Raw genomic sequence first — 19,191 nt, 5'->3', positions numbered from 1 at the left:
TTTCCGGAAATTAGAACTAGGTGTTTTCTGATGTTGATGCAGGCTGGTTTACTTTTAAAAATAACCGGGACATCGTGCCTGTCCGGTTGCCTAGGTGGCAGTTTCTGAAAGGTCATCAATAACAAAAAAGTGCGGGAAAAGCGCCTCTCTCATTGGCCCATTTACAGCGTTAAAGGTCCGCTACCCCTTCCATCCCTTGATCCAATAACAGCCTCCGTCAAAAAAAAACAACAAACCCGCGGATATAGTGCCTAATCCACCAGCTTGCTGCTTATTTGAGATTGCTCCGTATTTGATCGAGCATCTTCAGGCATATCTCTAATTCTTTTTCACTCATGTTACGGGTCGCCTGTGATATGGTCTTAAATGCCAAATCTTCGAGGTCTCTCTGGATTTTTTTGCTTTCTTCTGTCAAGTAAATACGCTTAATGCGCTTGTCGGTGTCGTCTGGTACACGCGTCACTAATTCTTTTTTGATCATATTATCAATCAGACGTGATATGCTAGCCTGGTCTCTCTCGATGCTATTGGCCAATTGATTTTGTGTGATTCCATCTTCTTCATACAACCGGCTGAGGACCTGCCATTGTTCATACGTTATCGAGTATTCATGGAGGCGGAAGTTTTGATTTAACCTGCTGTTCATCAATCTTGAAGCGTGAAATAATTTGTAGCCGATGGATTCGTCCAACTGATAATCCTTTTTACTCATTGCACGTGCCCCTTTTACCTTGTCTAATGTTACTTCTTATTATTCTACTGTAACTTGTACTCTATGCCCAGCCGTGCGGAAATCGGGACCGGGAATTTTTACTGAATCGCTGATAAAATTTGAGAATGGCCGATATTTTTGTAAAAATCGCTGATAAATCCGGAAAATCGCCGATAAACTCCCAAAATCGCTGATAAATTCATAGAATCGCCGATAAACCTCCGATTCACTACAAATCCCAACCAGCCAACAAAAAAGAAAGCCCCTTTACCCCTGCAAACGTCCTCCAACCCTACTCTTTTCTTTCACAATAATTACTCCGACTATGCCAAACAAGGAAAAGACCACAGGAGTAATGAAGCCGTAGTAGTATCCGCCGCTTGCTGAATGATCCAATATAAACCCAAAAATGCCCGGCAGCAATACAGCACTTAAGAACCCGCCCGTGTTCGCAAACCCGGTGACCATTCCGGATTCCGTTATGGGGAACGTTTGCCGAACGAGTGCAAATGTTAAGGAGTTGGAGCCGAACCCGAAGCCAATGATAAAGAATAAGAGGACAAGCATGAAGAATGAAGGATGACCCTTAAATAAAAGAAAGGCTGACCAGCATAAAAATACTGTGATGTGAAACACGATATAAGTCCGCTTGATATCCTGCAGAAAACTTGAAATCCAGCCGATCAGAGGGGCTCCAATCAGGGCTCCCAACAGACTGACCATGATGAGTTTACTTGCTCCTACCCGCGTCAAACCATAGATATCCATCGCATAGGGGACTGCCCATGAACCAATGAACCCTATATACCCTCCGACAATTCCAAAATGGCACAAGAATAATGCCCATGCCTGCCGACTTGAAAATATCCTTCGCAATAATACCGACAGCTTTTCATGCTTCCCTTTATTTTTCACCGACACCGATGGTTCTGATTTTTTTACTAGTACAGTAAAAAGCAAGATGCTGCATAAACACAAAAGGACCCCGGCAGATAAAAATGCCCCGCGCCAGCCGAGCAGGACGATCACGGTCGAGAATGGGACTGTGGCCAGCAGGAATCCAAGGCTTCCCGTCATGCCGGCAACACCGATTAACCGGGTGAATTCTTTTTCATTAAACCGCAGGCTCAGGATCAGCACCATGTTCACCCAGATTGTCGCATCCCCTATCCCTGTTAGAATCCGGGCAAAGAACAGGACAAATTCATGTGTGCCCAAACTATAGATGATCGTCCCCATTCCAGTGAGTGCCGTACCGGCGATAAGCAAAACATTCGGTCCGTAACGGTCTGCCATCACCCCCATCGGGATCTGCAGTCCGGTGTAGACAAAGAATTGAATGCTTGCCACCAGCCCAATCGTTGAAGCGGTTACGCCAAAATCACTCATTAATTGATCCGTAATCAAGCCGGGAGCAGTCCGCTGGCTCGACATCAATAAATAGGTAAACAACACAGTGGCAAATATCACCCATCTGAATTTACTGTCCTGCTTGTTCAATGCGCATCTACTCCTGGAAGTCTTTTACTCTATATATATGGTTTTTAATCGGGAGTAGAAACGATAAGGGAAACATCTTTCCTCTGTGGAATTCATACGTTAAACTTGTGAGAGTATATACGCGAAAGTAGTGATGTGATGAAACTCTGGATACGGTTTTCTTTTTTCATACTTGGGCTGATCCTTTTCAGTTACGGCATAGCCGTCGCCATTAAAGTGAAACATTTGGGGATCCACCCGTGGGATGTTTTGAATCTTGCCCTTCATGAAAAATTCGGATTTACGGTAGGGACATGGAATATCACCGTCGGCATCCTTCTTGTGCTTGTGTCCCTGGCCATCGACCGCCGATACATCAATATCGGCACGTTTCTAAATGCCGTCCTGGTCGGTATCATGGTAGACGGTTTTCTCTGGCTCAATATTCTCCCACAGCCCTCTTCCCTTCCATTAGACATTCTCGTCCTCCTTACAGGCATTGTCATCATGGGGTTTGGCGGCGGGATGTATAATGCATCAAGGATAGGCTCGGGTCCAAGAGATGGATTCATGCTTTCGCTATCAGATAAGCTCGGATTTTCAATAAGCAGCGTCCGGATCATGGTTGAGAGCAGTGTGCTGATTGCTGCATGGCTGCTGGGCGGCCCTGTCTTCATTTTCACCTTCCTTTATACCTTCATCCAGAGTCCGATTTTCCAATACTCTTATAAAGTTTGTACACGGTGGATCGAAGTGCTTTCACAGCCTAAGAAGCAAAAAGATGAATTCTTTACAACATAGATTGATAGGAAAAAAAAATGCCCAACTCCTGTCAGAACAGGACATTGGGCATTTTTATCTTGCCTAAAATCTATTTGTTTTTCTCTTGGCGTAACTTCATTGGTATTTTATCGTAATCCGTCCCTTTAGCTTATAAGTGATCCGCATTTCGTAAGCATTTTTCACATTGGTTAAAATAAGCGAATTGGCTGTTATCGATAGTTTTTCCGCAATCACTGCATTCCTTTGAACCTTTCTTTGCAGCCTTCTGTACGTTCATTCTGAATCCCTCCGATATATTTTTTAATAAAATTCAACTTTGAAACTGAGCTGTTTCAGTCGAGCCTTTTAAAGCTGTGGTAGAGGATGTGCCTCCTGTGATGACTTGTGTGACCTCGTCAAAGTATCCCGTTCCGACTTCTCGTTGATGTCTAGTTGCCGTGTATCCATGTTTTTCAGCGGCAAACTCTGATTGCTGCAGTTCGGAATAGGCACCCATACCGCGCGTTTTATACCCGCGTGCGAGTTCAAACATTCCATAATTCAGTGCGTGGAAGCCGGCAAGCGTAACAAATTGGAACTTGTAGCCCATTTTACCGAGTTCGACTTGGAACGTTTCGATGGTTTCTTTATCTAGATTGGCTTCCCAGTTGAAGGATGGTGAACAGTTATAAGCCAGCAGCTTGCCTGGGAACTTTTCATGAATGGCCTCCGCAAAGGTTCTCGCTTCCTCGAGACACGGCTTGGATGTTTCACACCAGATTAGATCGGCATATGGAGCATAAGCCAGACCGCGTGCAATGGCTTGCTGAATTCCCGACCTAGTGCGGAAGAATCCTTCTGGTGTTCTTTCACCCGTAATAAATGTAGCATCTGCCGGGTCGATATCGCTGGTGATTAAATCGGCGGCATCCGCATCCGTTCGTGCAACCAAGACAGTTGGCACCCCGGATACATCAGCGGCAAGACGGGCTGAAATAAGATTTTTAACGGCTGTTTGCGTTGGAAGTAAAACTTTCCCTCCTAAATGACCGCATTTCTTCTCTGATGCCAATTGATCCTCAAAGTGAACTCCAGAGGCTCCTGCTTCGATCATGCTTTTCATCAACTCAAATACATTTAACTGCCCGCCAAACCCTGCTTCCGCATCGGCTACAATTGGTGCGAAGTAATCGATATCGCCTTCGCCTTCCATGTGTTGAATTTGATCTGCGCGTATTAAAGAATTATTAATGCGTTTCACTACTTGCGGAACAGAGTTCACTGGATACAAGCTTTGGTCCGGATACATCTGGCCCGCAACGTTTGCATCAGCTGCTACCTGCCAGCCGCTTAGATAGATGGCTTTCAGTCCGGCTTTCACCTGCTGAACGGCCTGCCCTCCCGTTAACGCACCCAAGGCATTTACAAAAGGTTCTTCATTGATCAGTTTCCACAACTTCTCGGATCCCTTTTGAGCTAAAGTATGTTCAACTTTTAAAGATCCCCGCAGCCGTAACACATCTTGGGGTGAGTAAGGACGCTCTACCCCATTCCATCTCGGATTCATCTCCCAATCTTCTCTAAGTGCCTTTGCCTCATTATTTACCGTTTCGTTCGTCATTCTCCCATCCTCCAGTCACTGTACTAATACAGAATTAACTTATCTGGTATTATTATATAACAACGTCTTTCTGTTGTGCAACAGATTATTAAAAAATTCTGAAAATATTTTTTTAATATTAATACGAGCAAAAAAGCTTCTGTTTTAGCAACTTGATACCAATAACCTGTTATAGAACAGAAACATATTCTTTAGTTAGAAATGTGTTCACTTTTTTTATAGCAACTAACCCACCAAAAAAACTACACCCTGTTTCAAGTGTAGTTTTTTAATGTATTATCTCATCCTCAATTAACTAACTTCCCCGCATTCCCTTTGACTTCAAGCCGGCGCTTATGCAAAATCGGCTCAGTGTATCCATTTGGCTGTTGATAACCCTCAAAGATTAAATCCGAAGCTGCTTGAAAAGCCGCCGAACACTCGTAATCCGGAGACATTCGCTGATAATCCGGATCACCTTCGTTTTGCTCATCGACGACTTTGGCCATGCGCTCTAAGGTCTCTTTCACTTGTTCATAAGTGCAAACTCCGTGGTGCAGCCAGTTGGCCACATGCTGACTTGATATGCGCAGCGTCGCCCGGTCTTCCATAAGCCCTATATTATTGATATCCGGCACTTTTGAACAGCCTATTCCTTGGTTCACCCAGCGTACAACATACCCGAGGATGCCTTGGATATTGTTATCAAGCTCCTGCTGAATTTCTTCCTTTGACCATGTTGGTTTTTCCACAACAGGGAGCACCAGCATGTCATCATGATTATTATGGGAACCTTTCTCCAGCCCTTGTTGTATCTCCGCCACATTCACTTCATGATAGTGAAGTGCATGCAAGGTAGCTGCCGTTGGAGATGGAACCCAAGCTGTATTGGCCCCTGTTTTGAGGTGTCCGATTTTTTGCTGCAGCATCTCCGCCATCCGATCCGGCATGGCCCACATCCCTTTTCCGATCTGAGCTTTTCCTTTTAGCCCTGCTGCCAGACCAGCAGCCACATTGGCACGTTCATATGCTTGCAGCCAGCTTGTTGTCTTCATATCATTTTTGCGGCACATGATTCCAGCTTCCATGGATGTATGAATCTCATCACCTGTACGATCCAGAAAGCCTGTGTTGATGAAAACAACCCGGTTCTTCACTTCGTTTATACAATTTTTCAGATTGAGGGATGTTCGCCTTTCCTCATCCATGACACCAATTTTCAATGTATACCGTTCGAGTCCCAGCATATCTTCAATACGATTGAAGAGCTTATCAGCAAACCCCACCTCTTTTGAGCCATGCATTTTCGGTTTTACAATATAGACGGACCCTTTTGAGGAATTTTTAAAGCCGCCCTCTTGAAGGAGTTCATGCTTCGCTATTAAACTAGTGATGACACCATCCAAGATTCCTTCTGGTATCTCCTCGCCATTGCTGTCCAGCACGACGTTGGTCGTCATTAAGTGTCCTACATTCCTCACAAAAAGAAGAGAGCGGCCACGCAAAGAAAACATACTCCCTGACAGGGAAGTATACGTCAAGTCCGGGTTCAGGGAGCGGGTAACCGTTTTGCCTCCCTTTTTAAAAGTTGCCGTTAACGTCCCGGTCATTAATCCGAGCCAGTTCCGGTATACCTCAACCTTATCTTCAGCATCCACTGCAGCAACAGAATCTTCACAATCCATGATTGTGGTTACTGCAGACTCCATGACAATGTCTTTTACACCAGCATTGTCCCTCTTTCCAATAGGATGTCCGCGATCCAGTTGGATTTCAAAATGGAGGTTGTTATTTTTAAAAAGCACTCCGCTTGGATCTTCCGGAATTCCGCTGTATCCCACTACCTTTAAAGGATCCATTAACTCAACGATTCTTCCATCCTCCAGATGAGCCTGAAGCTTGTTCACGGCAATACGGTATTGAATGACTTCTTTATGCGATCCGTCTGTAAGAGGAATGGTATCATCGAGAAATTGCTTGGCAAATGCGATAACCTTTTCTCCCCGCTTTGGATTGTAAGATCGGCTCCGTTCACAACCGCCATCTTCTGAAATGGCATCTGTTCCATAAAGCGCATCGTACAGACTTCCCCACCTGGCGTTTGCGGCGTTAATCGCATAACGCGCATTATTCACAGGCACCACCAATTGCGGTCCTGCCTGTAGAGCGACCTCCTCATCCACATTTTCTGTGCTAATGACAAAGTCTTCTACTTCATCTTCCAAGTAATCAATTTCCTTTAAAAAGGATTTATATTTCTTTGTATCAAATGAGACATATTTTCGATACCACACTCATTCAGCCGATTTTGTATGTCGTCGCGCTGTTTTAAAAGAGCCTTATTCTCAGGCGTAAGTTCCTCTATAAGTCTTTCAAATTTGTCCCAAAAATCTTGGACTCCTAATCCTGGCAGCACTTCAGAATTAATAAAATCATAAAACAGGTTCTCCACTTTTAAATTCCCACAAGAAACATAGCGATCCATCCTATTTCCTCCTTTGTGATATATAACACTGTACTAAAACAGTATTGATTTTGTTACTAACTATTGTATAACAGGTAAGGTTTATATACAATATTTTCTTGTTGCCAGATGGATAGGGTCCTTGTTTCTTATGTATTGGTAATTGGTGCTATGGGACGAAGAGGTAGTGTATAAAGCAGAACCTCTTAGAAAGCTGTCCATAAATCAGAAAAAAGTCCGGGGATCTTTTTAGATTCCCGGACTTCTATTTCGTCATTTAATCTTTGTACCGCAATATCGCAAACCCTCTAAGCACGCATTAATGAGCCATTAGGCTTCGGTAAATCTTGCTCAATTAGTTGATTCATTTTGCAATGATGATCAAAGAATTGCTGCGCCTGCTCTTGTTCCCTCGTGTCGTTTTTCAAAGCAACGATATCACGCAGGATTTGAGCCATCCATGAATTATCAAAATAACGGTACTTCCCTGTATTCCACGTCTGTTTCTGCGGAAACTTTTCATTTACGTAATAGTTCCAGAAAAGCATCTGATCCGATTCCTGTTCAGTCAGCTGCAATCTGTATTCTGAATGAGCAGGGATATATCCATCTTCACAAAGCTTCCCGATAAATCCATCTTTCACCATATAGACACCCAAGATTCGTCTGTCTTCTTCAGGCCTGCCGGGTTCTACTGCCGTCAGCAGGACAGCACTGTTTTGGTGCAAGCGGATGGGCTTGTTTGGCTTCCCTTTGTTATTACCGCTTTTTATTTCCCCTGAAAAAATCTTCCACTCTGAAAGGGAGCTATTCTGCTCTTCTGCGTCACACCAGAAAACCATTTGGGATTCAGGATGTAGTTTATGATTTCTCATAAGTTTTTCATGTCCCAAGCGAAGCTCCTGATACTTTCGCTGAAGCTTTATTTCCTCTTCCTTTTTCATCTCTTCTTCTTTTTGTTCCAATACCTTTTCTTGAATAATTTGGTGGAGTGAATGAGCAATACTTGCATCATGAAGCTCTAGATGCTCACCAAATACATCGGGGTAAACAAACTTTTTATTGTCCGTTGCGAAATTTATTTCAACGATAGAATCATTCTGTTTCACGATACTTCCCATGCCAAACCGCTTATGTGTAACTTTCTTATTGATTAAATTCAATATACTAGTCCTCCTTGTATTATCACTCGGGTACTACTACCTTAAAAGCTCACAAAACTGTTTGAATTTTTCTTAAAACGTACGCTAAAAAACAACTTAAAGAAGATTATAACATTTTCTAGAAATAATTACAAATTTATTATTGACAACACAATTTATGACGAGGTAAAATAAAGGTTTTATTCAAATCCACCGCACTCTACACTCCTTATATTTTGGAAACATCACCAGAAAAAAACGGCCCAGATAATGACTGGACCGAATGAAAAGATATTATTTTAATACAAGTTGTGCTACACACTCCACATGCATAGTCTGCGGGAACATATCAACAGGCTGCACTTCAAGCGTCCTGTACCCGCCATCCTCTAGCACTTGCAAATCACGTGCCAACGTGGCCGGATTACAGGATACATAAACAACCTTCCGCGGTTTCATTTCAAGGATGGTGTTCAATAGCGCTTCATCACAGCCCTTTCGCGGCGGATCGACGACAAGGACATCCGCTTTGATTCCTTCATCATACCATCTTGGGATGACCACTTCTGCCGGGCCTGCTTCAAATTCTGTGTTGGTAAAGCCGTTCAATTCCGCGTTTTTCTTCGCATCCTCAATCGCCTGCGGGACGATTTCAACTCCGTATACCTTCTTTGCCTTTTGAGCGAGGAACAGGGAAATCGTTCCGATACCGCAGTAAGCATCGATGACATTTTCATCTCCGCTCAGGTCGGCATACTCCAGGGCTTTTTCATATAGTACGCGGGTCTGTTCAGGATTCACCTGATAGAAAGAGCGTGCCGAGATTGCGAATTTTACATCCCCGATATAGTCATAGATGACTTCTTCTCCCCACAGGACGTTGGTTTCGTCTCCCATGATGACGTTCGTTCGTTTTGAATTCACGTTTTGAATGACAGATTTAACGCCTTCGATTGAGCTGACAATTTCATCAACGATTTGATTTTTATTTGGAAGGTCGGCTGTCCGGGTCACCAGCACGACCATGACTTCACCCGTTTGGTATCCATATCGGGTCATGATGTGCCTTAGTGTTCCGCGATGCTTTTCTTCATTATATGGGCGAATGCCGTATTTCTGGCAGATCTCTTTTACCTTCTGGACAATCTCATCATTTTTTTCATGCTGGATGACGCATCGTTCCATATCGATGATTTCATGGCTGCGCTGCTGATAGAAGCCGGCAACAAGACCACCTTCTCTTTCACCGACCGGGACAGCTGCTTTGTTGCGGTATCTCCACGGGTTTTCCATGCCGAGTGTCGGGTGAACCGGGACATCCGGAAGCTTGCCGATTCTGGCCATGACGTCGCGTACATGCTTTTCTTTTGCCTTCAGCTGGCCTTCATAGGAAATATGCTGAACCTGACAGCCGCCGCATTGATGGTAAATCGGGCACGGGGGCTCCTGGCGGTACTCGCTTTCCTCATGGATCTCGATCAGTTTGCCGAAGCCATAGTTTTTGCTCGCCTTCACGACTTTGACTTTTCCTCTTTCACCAGGAAGGGCATTCGGTACAAACAATGGATAGCCGTCGACTTTTGTGACACCGTTCCCGTCGTGGGTCAGGTCCTCAAAGTAGGCATCCTCTATATAATCGTTTTTCTTAACGGGTGCTCTTTTGCTCATCGTATTACTTCCTTCGCTCATTTTGTCGTAACTGATTGTACCACAAACGGCGGAGATATTGCGAAAAGCTGTAAGGCGGTACGACTGGTAATTTTTATAACCACTCTTCTTACTAGGGAACATGGATTTACAAGGTTTTAACACGCCTGCAATCCATTCTTAACAGAAAATAAGGCTTTTTTCATAGCAGTCTTTCAGAAATGATTCTTTGTGCCTCCCGAAAAAAAGATTTATATATGATAGTTTAATAGAGGGTTATACATACTAGAACAATTTGGGAGGAAATAGAATTGAAGAAAAAGAAATTTATTACACTGTCGTTAGCTTTATCCCTGGCTGTTTTTCCTAGCCTGCCATCCGCTTCTTCACAAGATGCGTTCGACCATCAGAAAGATTCAGCTCACATCGGGCACGCACTTCCCAAGTCCAAGCATCAAGGAAAACAAGAGTTTGACTCACCATCTTTTGTGGAACAAAGCTCCGTTGCAGAAGTGTTGGATGAAAAGGGCAAAAAGAAGAAAGATAAGAAAATCAAAAAATCCAAAGATAAAAAGGAAAAGAAAAGTGACAAGGAATCATCCGAATTGTTCGGCTTGTTCGGCAATGGCGGTGATTCTGGTTCCGGATCTGGGGACACTTCCACATCAGCCGACCGGACTGTGACCGTCCTCGTAGCAGTTGATGAAGAATATCGCGCCGCTAATCCCGATTGGCAGACACTGACTCAAAATATAGTAGAAAAAGCAGATGATGCATTCATGCGTGATCACGGAATCGATTTCAAAATCCAAGCATTTGCAGAGTGGTCTTCACAAGGAAATGATGCGGTTGAAATCCTGCAGGATCTAGAGCGCGATTGGAATGGACGAGGCTATGATTTCGTGGCAGGCTTTACAAAAGATGCGAACTTTAATTCTGGAGGAATCGCTTATGTATATTCTTCAGATCCAAGCGGAAGTGCCATCAGCGTCAACCTTGACCAGGGAGCTCAAAACACTTCGTATGCAGCACAGCATGAATTTTCCCATAACTATGGATTGGGACATGACCCGCAAGGCAGCGGAATCAAGTGTATCATGAATTACGATTATTCTTATCAAGTGGACTACTGGCATCAAGAACATGATGACGAAATCCAAGCTCATAAGACTTGGTACGGTAACTAATCTCTCAATCTATCAACCTCCTCACTATTATGTGGGGAGGTTTCTTTATGACTTTTTTAAAAAACAGCAGGAAAAATTAACCGACGGTTCTATATTGTTACAATAATTGTATATTCATAGACTAATCTTTCACTGGGGGAAATACATGAAAAAACGAATAGGAAGAGAACTGTTGTTTTTCTTTGCCGCTACAGTTTATATGTGGGTGTACTACGGAATCTTTGTACTGCTTGATCCACAGCATCCCATGGAGCCTTACTCAAACACGATGATCATCGGATCTTTTTTCGGCCTGCCGCTGGTGATGTTCATTGCTGTCCCTATCGTCAATGCTATGCTGGCAAAGAGGCTCCTCTTCACACCCAGATACATAGTGATTAAAACGTTCCTTTATATTGTCGCTTCCTTCCTCTTTTTAAATTTGCTGTTTGAAGTACATATGGACATCTCAAATAAAAGAGCGATGAAGCAGCTTTTCCCTCAAGGAATAACAAAGGCTTTTGCTGAGAACGAGGCAAATCTGCAAGATAGCATAAAAGGGACAATCCTCATTCAAGACAGCTCCTTCATCCCTCCTTACTCAAACGAAATGAATGCAGCTATGGGCGGTAAGAGAGAACCGGCCATTGAAGTTACTTATGAGTATCCAGGCTGCGGGCTGGATAGAGGATGTGAGTTCCGTTACGTACAGGAGTATGACCTGGAAACAGGCGAGCCAACAGAACGGAGCAATTCAATCCATTATGCAGAAGAACAGTGGGTGGAACCCCTCATTCAGCATGACAATTGGAATGATTACACCTTTTTCACCGTTGATCATGCTTCACAAGGCTTCAAGATAAACTTCCGCAGATACGAACCCTATTTCAACATTGATGCCGCCATTCAACATTCAGAACCACATTATATAGAAGGAACTATCTCGAACGTCTCGCCCTCTGCCCCTGAGATGATTGGCAAAAAGATGATTATCAAAGGGCATCCTGACGAGCAGGTTACGATTAAGATCAACGGAGATAACTTTATGGTGCTGCCGAAAGAATAAAATTCAGGAGGAGATTCTGAGATGAAAAAGCTAAAAGAATTTTCGGCATTTCAATGGATAATCGATGAGACAGAACCCGGCGATTTTGACAAATGGAAAGGCAGCCGTGTATTGAACTTTATCCCTCACAGATTCAGTCATTATTGCAAGATTATGCACCCCTTTTACCTTGATCATGAAATCAAAGATAAGGAACTGTTATGGAGCCAATGTGATCCCGACGAGGACCCGGCGTTTGAGTCGGCAGAGCCGATCAGCTTTAAAGAACTGGCGCAGAATTTCAACCTTCAGTACACGAAAGAATTCAGCAGCCATACCATCAGCCACATACTTGGAAACCAGGTCCCGAGGTATATGATCTTTCCACATGCAGGTACTATGGAGAGGAAGACAGTGGAAGAAATTAGCCCAGTATTACAGTCGTTCACTTCGGGAAAATGCTGCTTTCAATATGATTTGCTGGCTATTCCCTTTTACCGGGAAGACCACAGTAAAGGATTCCTTTACTATGGAAGCCTTGATGACGTTATTCATTTATACGATAGTGACCAACATATCGGGTCGCCTACTTATTGGTGGAATGAAGCTAAAGATTGGTGCCTGTATACCGACCCTGACATCGACTTCACCCTGTTTGGCGGAACCAAGGAGATGATTGCAAATCTCAAGAGGAATGATTTTCTCGAATGCATCGAAGTCGACAGAGACACGCGGGTTGATTATAAGGCGGATATGGAGAATCATCCGTTTATTATAGACTCTTGGTAAACCTTGAAAACAAAAGAAAAATAAATCGCCTCCTAGCCGAATACCTTATGAATGACGGTATGTAAAAAGGAGGCTTTTTCTGTGAACGGATATATTCCAAATAGGATGCTTGAAAAAGAGTATGTATGGGAGTTTGTGAACCTTTATCTATACGGACATTTGTATGAGCAAAATCCATATCCCGAGCTGGCCGGACAATTGGTGGACATGTATCAAAAACAGGCGGCCCAACTCGAAATCATTAAAAATATCACGCTTTTTCAAGGAGGTCTCAGAAATCTACCGCAGCTTGATATTCAATATCAATCCTTCGAGGAAACCGTGGATGAACTTTATTTAAGGGAATATCAGCTGCTTCAGGAGTATTTCAGTTATCCTGCTTATTTTCTTCCAGGTGCCAGTTCAGACCAGAATTTCCGGACCTTGATTGCCGGCCAGACGGAGCAGGTGGACCTGTTGATTCAATTAAAAGATTCCTTAAAGAAAGAGAAAAAGAAGAAAGAAAAAGAGTATACACTTCAGGACGGATATAAGCTGGAGAAGGTGGCCTCCGGCTTAACCTATCCCACTTGCATCACCTTTGATGAGGATGGCTCGATTTATATAGCTGAGTCAGGATATGCCTATGGTTCTCCGCCCGGGGAAGGACGAATTCTTAAGGTACCTCCGGAGGGTAAGGGCAATGTCTTTGCAAAAGGATTTAAAGGACCGCTAACCGGAATCACGTGGGCGGATGGATATTTGTACGCAGCGGAAGGAGCGATTGCCGGTTATCCTGGAGCAGGCTGTGGACGAATTATCAGAGTTTCCCCTGACGGCAGCAGAAAGGTCATTGTGGATGGGCTGAAGACTTGCGGTGATCATTTTACCGGGGATGTCATCATGGGGCCTGACAAGAAGCTTTACTTCACGGTAGGAACCGCGACAAACTCAGGCGTCGTCGGAACTGATAATAAACGCTGGCTGAAGATGCACCCTACATTTCACGAAACTCCTTCAAGAAACTACACATTGAATGGCAGGAACTTTATCTCTTCCAACCCGCTGTCAGAAAAAGATGATTTGGCTGTCACTGGAGCCTTCAAGCCTTTTGGAGAGGCTGCTCAAGATGGCGAAGTACTGCAGGGCGAGCTGATGGCCAATGGAGTGCTTTATTCCTGCAGTCCGGATGGCAGTAATCTTCAAATGATCGCCGATGGCTTCCGTAACCCGTTTGGACTCGTATTCTCACCTTTCAACGGAAAACTCTATCTATCTGATAACGGGGCCGATGCCAGAGGCAGCCGTCAGGTTTATGGTGACTGGGATAATCTGTGGGAGGTCACTTCTGCCGGTTGGCACGGTTGGCCGGATTTCTACAGCGGATTGCCGGTCACTCTGGAACACTTTCATGTAAAAGATAAACCGAAGCCTGCTTTTCTATTGAAACAGCATCCTCCCCTTGCCAGCCAGCCCGTGGTCCGATTCAGTCCCCATACCGCATCACATAAATTTGACTTCTCCACCAGTCCCCAATTTGGATACGAGGGAGAAATTTTCTTGGGCCAATTCGGCGGAGGCGGAGCTGGTTCGTACGGAGAATCTCCGGGATATAAAGTTGTGAGGGTGGATGTGAAGACCGGACAGATCAGAGACTTTTTTGTAAACCATAAGGGCGAGAAAAGTGAAAAAGGACCTCTCCGTCCCATTCAAGCAAAGTTCGGCAGGGACGGCAGGCACTTATACGTCGTCGATTTTGGCAGGATGGACCAAAAGGATCCTAAACCCAAAACCGGTTCACTCTGGCGCATTGTCAAAGGGTAGCTGCTGATGCTAAAACACTTTTTACAAAATACTTCCACTGATGCACAGGCCCTGCAGCACCGTTTCTCCATGAACTCTTCCAGGCTGAGAGTGCTGATTACCCTTGGCATCCTTAGTGCTCTTGCAGCCATATTCCAATCGGCAGGCGGTTTCTTTCCAGGGCCCGGCTACCTGGTCAGCCCCCTGGCCACAGCACCCATGATCCTGGCGGCTGTCATTTCTCCCGGCTATGGAGCCATTTCCTATCTGGCAGCCATTGGCGTACTCATGATTTGGCAGCCTAGCGAAGTCGTCATATTCACCTTCACTACAGGAATATTGGGGATTGTGACCGGCTTGGCGTTTCATAAGTTTAAAAACCGCTTAATGATTATTTTCTCCGGAGGCTGTGCTTTATTCGGAGGCATTGTCATCATTCTTTATGGTTTCGACTTCCCATTGCTTGGACCAGGCATATCATCAGATTTCCAATGGCTGGCGGTCATACTCATAGCCCTTTTTTCCATGATATACAGCTGGGTCTGGACAGAGGCATCCATTTGGTTTTTTAGGATATTTAAAAGAATTTTATAGTCATATAAAAGGACGTCTCATTTTAAAATTGAACGTCCTTTTTCCCGATTTTCTCCCAGCGCTCTCAAAATAAAAAAACGGCCCTCTTTAGAAGAACCGTCCAGATTTTGTTATTTCAGATAGTAGATTACCGCCATTTCCCTTCCAAACCGATTTCCGTTATCGACGAATCCCAGACTTGCATAAAGGTGATGCGCCCCCTTGTTATCAGGGTGATAACCGACGATGATCTTCTCTGCATCGGGCAGCTTGGCCATTTCCTTGATCATTATTTTTGTAGCTTCTTTTCCTATTCCTCTGCCTTGCAACGCCTTATCCACCATAATTCTATAGATCCAGTATCCGCCCAGCTCTTCCTTCACAGAGTTGAACATCAGGAACCCAGCGACCTTTTCATTGAAATAGATGGCATACGGTTTTAATGTTCGTCTGGGCAATGGAAACGGCATTCGATTCCATGTACTCCGCTTGTTCGTTTGTTAATTCCAGCTGACAGCACTCATACCAGTTACCTGAATTAATTTCTTCTATTCTTACATTCATCTTATTTTCCCCTTTCAATTGTGGGGAACGCTTCAAAATCTTTGTTAATGAGGCGTGATCCCCTTGTGTTTATACATGTTCACTTCAAAACTGATTGTCATAATGAACGCCTCCCTTAACAAAAATTGCCTTCATCAGGCAAGCTAATTATACCATATTCTGTTATTTAAGTATTAGCTCTGTTAAATCTTAATGTTGTTTTTTTGCTTAAGATTGAAAAAAACCAAAATACCGGAAATTACCCCCCCTTGGAAAGTGTGTGCCTTGGTGAAAACAACAGCCCTGTTTAACTGAGATCTATTATTAGGCTTTATTAGTTAATGATGTTGTTATTCAAGATTAAATGCAGAATAACCGAATTTTTTTATACCCGCTCCCTTATTCCCCCAAAATAGGTACTCTGGAACCTCATCATTCAAGTCATCACGTTTAAGTTATAACGAGGGTTCAGTGAATATATAAGTAACGATAGATTGGAGCGGAAGGTGTGCGACCTCCTGCGGGATTAGCGGGACAGGTGAGACCCCGCAGGCGCAGCCGAGGAGGCTCACCGCCCGCCCCGCGGAGTCGTGCACCTGGAGCGGAAATCAGACAGCGCTGTTTATTAAAAACAACATCCCCCTTTTACAAAGTCTAAATAAAAAGGAATGAAACCCTATGATTTCATTCCCCCAAGTCATCTTATTTCCTTAAGTTTTCCTGGTCCTTCAGACGGTTCTGCTGATCAGGTTCCCTGCTATGGTCCAGTACACTTTCATTCTTCTTTTCTTCTTGAAGGTCACGTTCTGCTTGTTTTAGATTTTCATTTTTTTCTTTTTTTCCAGACATAATGATCCCTCCTGTTTTCTATATGTTTTCCCTCCTGACAAGGTGTGAAACGTTATTATGTAATGCGTTTTTTTATAAGGCTTTCAGAAAAATCCCTGGTGCCGGATTCTCCTCCTGGTTACACGGTTTTTTCTCTCTTGCTTACCATTTTGTAATTTATATTAAACAAACAGTAAAAAAGTCTGCTTTAGCAAAAGGCAGACTTTTGTTCATCTTTTATGAATTACTTCCCGGTACAGAATTCTCGGCATTGATATACCCGGCGCCATAGATGTTTTCATTTCTATCCTTCCATAAATCTGTACCATTCATGAGGAGCGATCTTACCTCTTCGGGTTTTGCCTGTGGTAATTGTTCAAGAAGGAGGGCCACAATGCCCGCACAGATTGGAGTTGCCATTGATGTACCTGACAGCACAAAATATTGATCGCCAACCCGGTTTGATTTTTGAAGCTTGTCAAGATATGAATTGGGCGAGCGCAATGAAACGATATTCACCCCAGGTGCTAGTATATCCGGCTTGGCCTTTCCAAAAAGGGTCGGCCCCCTGCTCGAAAAGCTTGCCACATCATCATCTTCCCTTGTATCTGAGGTATCATTGTCACTCAGTGCCCCAACAGTTATCACCTGGTCGCTTATTCCCGGGCTTGCAATGGTCCCGGCATCGGGTCCTTCATTTCCTGCCGCCACGCAGACAACAATTCCAGAAGCCCATGCTTTTTCTACTATCTTCACCATCGGGTCATCATTCTCAGATTCATAGGATTGCGCAGCACTTCCGAGAGACATGCTGATAATATCAATCTTGTTGTCAGGGTTGTTTTCATTATAATCCATACACCACTGAACCCCCTGCATGACTGTATCCAGAGATCCGGAACCCATCTTATCCAAGACCTTCACACCGACAATATCAGCTTCTGGTGCTGGTCCGATATATTGCCCTGCAGATGCCGTACCATCCCCGGCTGCATCTCCTGCACAGTGGGTGCCATGCCCATTGTCATCATAAGGATCCGGCCTGTCATTAATAAAGTCCTTAAACCCTATGATTCTTCCTGATAAATCCTGGTGAGGGTATATTCCTGTATCAATGACGGCAATGGTCACTCCCTTTCCCGTCAACTTTCTGCCTTGCCGGATAACATTCTTCGCGTTGGCTGAATCTACTGCGTTATCCAATAAGGCGTGGACTTTTCGGTTAAGATATACTTTTTTAACATGCCGGCAGCTGCTCAAGACTTCTTCCAATCCGCTCGGGGACAAATCTGCACTGCAGCAGGATATCTTGGAGAAATCGCCCTTTACCTTTGAGCGGAAATGATTATTGGTGACTCTTGCAATTTCTGCCGTTCCCTCCAAATGGCAATCCTTTTCGAACTCAATGATGACCGGCAGCTTTTTCATATGCCTGAGAGATCCCTCAAAGAACTTATGCAGGAAGCATGGAGTCCACCTAAAGGGCCTGTATAGATTAAGTATTTCTTCACGCAACGACCTGTCCAGTCGGTGGGCATTCGATCGTACCAATTGTATCATGGAATATCCAAACATTTTTTCACACCCTTTCCGTTTCTATATCTTATTGAAACGAAAAGGGTATGGTGGCGGCGCTTGTCCAATGCCCAATGGAATTTTGTTTTTCATCGAAGCTTACTACTTTAGGATAATGTCTATTAATCAAACGTTTGATGCAAACCTGTTCTCAATTTATTAATAATGATAGAATGACAGCAGAATTATTATATGGGGTGAAGGATATGAGCAGAAAGAAGAAAATCATTACGGCCCTGATTGTAAGCCTGATCATCTTTTTATACGGAGCCTATCGCTTGGGCTTCGAAGAACGGACCGATGAATTTACCGCCCTGCCTCTGACTTTCGCGGTTATAGGGCTTGTAGGTATAATCACGAATCTGGTGAAGTTGAAGGATTCGACTGAAAATGATAACTAAAAAACTCACCCCAGCAGGCGAGTTTATGTATTAACTGTATTTCGGATTAGGTCCATATTGATTACTGCCCTCTTCACTGTCCATGAAGGCAAGCACAAACAATGCAATAGGCCCGAAGACAGGGACCAAACCGATAAGCATCCACCACCCGCTCCTGCCAATATCGTGGAGCCGGCGCACGTTCACTGCCACCACTGGCAGGATGATGAATAACCCATAGAGGCCTGATAGAAGCGTTCTCCAGCCTTTATAATTTTCGATGAATTCAAGTATCCAGAAAATCAGAAAATTAATTAAGGTAAACATCCAATATTCTTTCCGCCTTGCCCTTCCCTCAAAATACAAGTAGTTCTTTATGGATTTGAAATACCATTTCACTTGTGTGTTCCCCCTTTTGTTGGTGGTATTTAATTCCATGGTAGCATAAATAAGCGGGAGACTGGCGGAGTGTGAGGAGAATTTTGATTGAAGCGGACAATTCGGCCAATTGCATGCTCTTTAAGGTACTTCTCTTCTTTTGAACAGGTCCAATCAGGTGACCGGTGAATCTATCGGCGATTACAGTGCAGTTATCAGCGTTTTTTTTGATTTTATCGGCGATTCTGGGGATTTATCGGCGATTTCACCTATTTATCGACCGTTCGACAAAAACCGACACACCACACACTTCTCGCAACACTCAC

16 protein-coding genes and 2 pseudogenes are annotated in these 19,191 nt (G+C 44.0%); 7 read left to right on the top strand and 11 right to left on the bottom strand.

Annotation, left to right across the window (positions count from 1 at the left end; genetic code table 11):
• Positions 1-271 precede the first annotated feature (271 nt).
• On the bottom strand, positions 272-712 hold the full coding sequence (locus BSG1_RS04800) for a MarR family winged helix-turn-helix transcriptional regulator (RefSeq protein WP_006835773.1): 441 nt from the start codon (positions 710-712) through the stop codon (positions 272-274).
• A 267-nt stretch (positions 713-979) separates the two neighbouring features.
• On the bottom strand, positions 980-2,212 hold the full coding sequence (locus tag BSG1_RS04795) for an MFS transporter (RefSeq protein WP_044022422.1): 1,233 nt from the start codon (positions 2,210-2,212) through the stop codon (positions 980-982).
• A 138-nt stretch (positions 2,213-2,350) separates the two neighbouring features.
• On the opposite strand from BSG1_RS04795, the gene BSG1_RS04790 reads away from it, so the two are divergent.
• On the top strand, positions 2,351-2,992 hold the full coding sequence (locus tag BSG1_RS04790) for a YczE/YyaS/YitT family protein (protein WP_006835771.1): 642 nt from the start codon (positions 2,351-2,353) through the stop codon (positions 2,990-2,992).
• Positions 2,993-3,122: 130 nt separating this feature from the next.
• Here BSG1_RS04790 and yhfH read toward each other — a convergent pair whose 3' ends face one another.
• From yhfH to rlmD, 5 genes and pseudogenes are all read right to left on the bottom strand, one after another.
• Positions 3,123-3,251, bottom strand: a complete 129-nt coding sequence (gene yhfH / locus BSG1_RS20125) for a protein YhfH (RefSeq protein WP_083802838.1) — start codon at positions 3,249-3,251, stop codon at positions 3,123-3,125.
• A 33-nt stretch (positions 3,252-3,284) separates the two neighbouring features.
• Positions 3,285-4,574 (bottom strand): isocitrate lyase, encoded by a 1,290-nt coding sequence (gene aceA / locus BSG1_RS04785; RefSeq protein WP_006835769.1) that lies wholly within the window; start codon positions 4,572-4,574, stop codon positions 3,285-3,287.
• Between the two features lie 287 nt (positions 4,575-4,861).
• Positions 4,862-7,038: pseudogene (locus tag BSG1_RS04780) on the bottom strand (malate synthase G).
• 287 nt (positions 7,039-7,325) lie between these two features.
• Positions 7,326-8,180, bottom strand: coding sequence for a hypothetical protein (locus BSG1_RS04770; protein WP_044022421.1), 855 nt, complete (start codon positions 8,178-8,180; stop codon positions 7,326-7,328).
• 273 nt (positions 8,181-8,453) lie between these two features.
• Complete coding sequence (gene rlmD, locus BSG1_RS04765) at positions 8,454-9,827, bottom strand: 23S rRNA (uracil(1939)-C(5))-methyltransferase RlmD (protein WP_006835765.1); 1,374 nt, start codon at positions 9,825-9,827, stop codon at positions 8,454-8,456.
• Between the two features lie 290 nt (positions 9,828-10,117).
• On the opposite strand from rlmD, the gene BSG1_RS04760 reads away from it, so the two are divergent.
• The 5 genes from BSG1_RS04760 (at position 10,118) to BSG1_RS04740 (ending at position 15,182) form a co-directional block, all read left to right on the top strand.
• Entirely contained in the window at positions 10,118-10,993 is an 876-nt protein-coding gene (locus BSG1_RS04760) for a zinc-dependent metalloprotease (RefSeq protein WP_006835764.1), read from the top strand.
• Positions 10,994-11,138: 145 nt separating this feature from the next.
• Positions 11,139-12,038 (top strand): hypothetical protein, encoded by a 900-nt coding sequence (locus tag BSG1_RS04755; RefSeq protein ID WP_006835763.1) that lies wholly within the window; start codon positions 11,139-11,141, stop codon positions 12,036-12,038.
• Positions 12,039-12,059: 21 nt separating this feature from the next.
• On the top strand, positions 12,060-12,806 hold the full coding sequence (locus BSG1_RS04750; protein WP_006835762.1) for a hypothetical protein: 747 nt from the start codon (positions 12,060-12,062) through the stop codon (positions 12,804-12,806).
• 81 nt (positions 12,807-12,887) lie between these two features.
• Entirely contained in the window at positions 12,888-14,609 is a 1,722-nt protein-coding gene (locus BSG1_RS04745; protein ID WP_052302359.1) for a PQQ-dependent sugar dehydrogenase, read from the top strand.
• Positions 14,610-14,615: 6 nt separating this feature from the next.
• Positions 14,616-15,182: a hypothetical protein gene (locus tag BSG1_RS04740; RefSeq protein ID WP_006835760.1), complete on the top strand. Its 567-nt coding sequence runs from the start codon at positions 14,616-14,618 to the stop codon at positions 15,180-15,182.
• Positions 15,183-15,292: 110 nt separating this feature from the next.
• On the opposite strand, the pseudogene BSG1_RS04735 reads toward BSG1_RS04740, so the two are convergent.
• From BSG1_RS04735 to BSG1_RS04730, 3 genes and pseudogenes are all read right to left on the bottom strand, one after another.
• A pseudogene (locus BSG1_RS04735) lies at positions 15,293-15,725 on the bottom strand (GNAT family N-acetyltransferase).
• 681 nt (positions 15,726-16,406) lie between these two features.
• A complete protein-coding gene (locus BSG1_RS20760; RefSeq protein WP_006835757.1) occupies positions 16,407-16,553 on the bottom strand; it encodes a hypothetical protein in 147 nt (48 codons plus the stop codon).
• Between the two features lie 216 nt (positions 16,554-16,769).
• Positions 16,770-18,107 carry a S8 family peptidase gene (locus BSG1_RS04730; protein ID WP_044022420.1) on the bottom strand — a complete coding sequence of 446 codons (1,338 nt, stop codon included), beginning with the start codon at positions 18,105-18,107 and terminating at the stop codon, positions 16,770-16,772.
• Between the two features lie 206 nt (positions 18,108-18,313).
• Here BSG1_RS04730 and BSG1_RS04725 point away from each other — a divergent pair, with 206 nt between their 5' ends.
• Positions 18,314-18,508 carry a hypothetical protein gene (locus BSG1_RS04725; protein WP_044022419.1) on the top strand — a complete coding sequence of 65 codons (195 nt, stop codon included), beginning with the start codon at positions 18,314-18,316 and terminating at the stop codon, positions 18,506-18,508.
• Between the two features lie 30 nt (positions 18,509-18,538).
• Here the strand turns inward: BSG1_RS04725 and BSG1_RS04720 are convergent, their stop codons facing one another.
• Positions 18,539-18,886: a DUF805 domain-containing protein gene (locus BSG1_RS04720; RefSeq protein ID WP_044022418.1), complete on the bottom strand. Its 348-nt coding sequence runs from the start codon at positions 18,884-18,886 to the stop codon at positions 18,539-18,541.
• Between the last annotated feature and the right edge of the window lie 305 nt (positions 18,887-19,191).

Source organism: Bacillus sp. SG-1, from assembly GCF_000181495.1.
Taxonomy (GTDB): domain Bacteria; phylum Bacillota; class Bacilli; order Bacillales; family Bacillaceae_B; genus Rossellomorea.
Note: the sequence above shows the minus strand (reverse complement) of the source record. Positions and strands in the feature narration are given on the sequence as shown.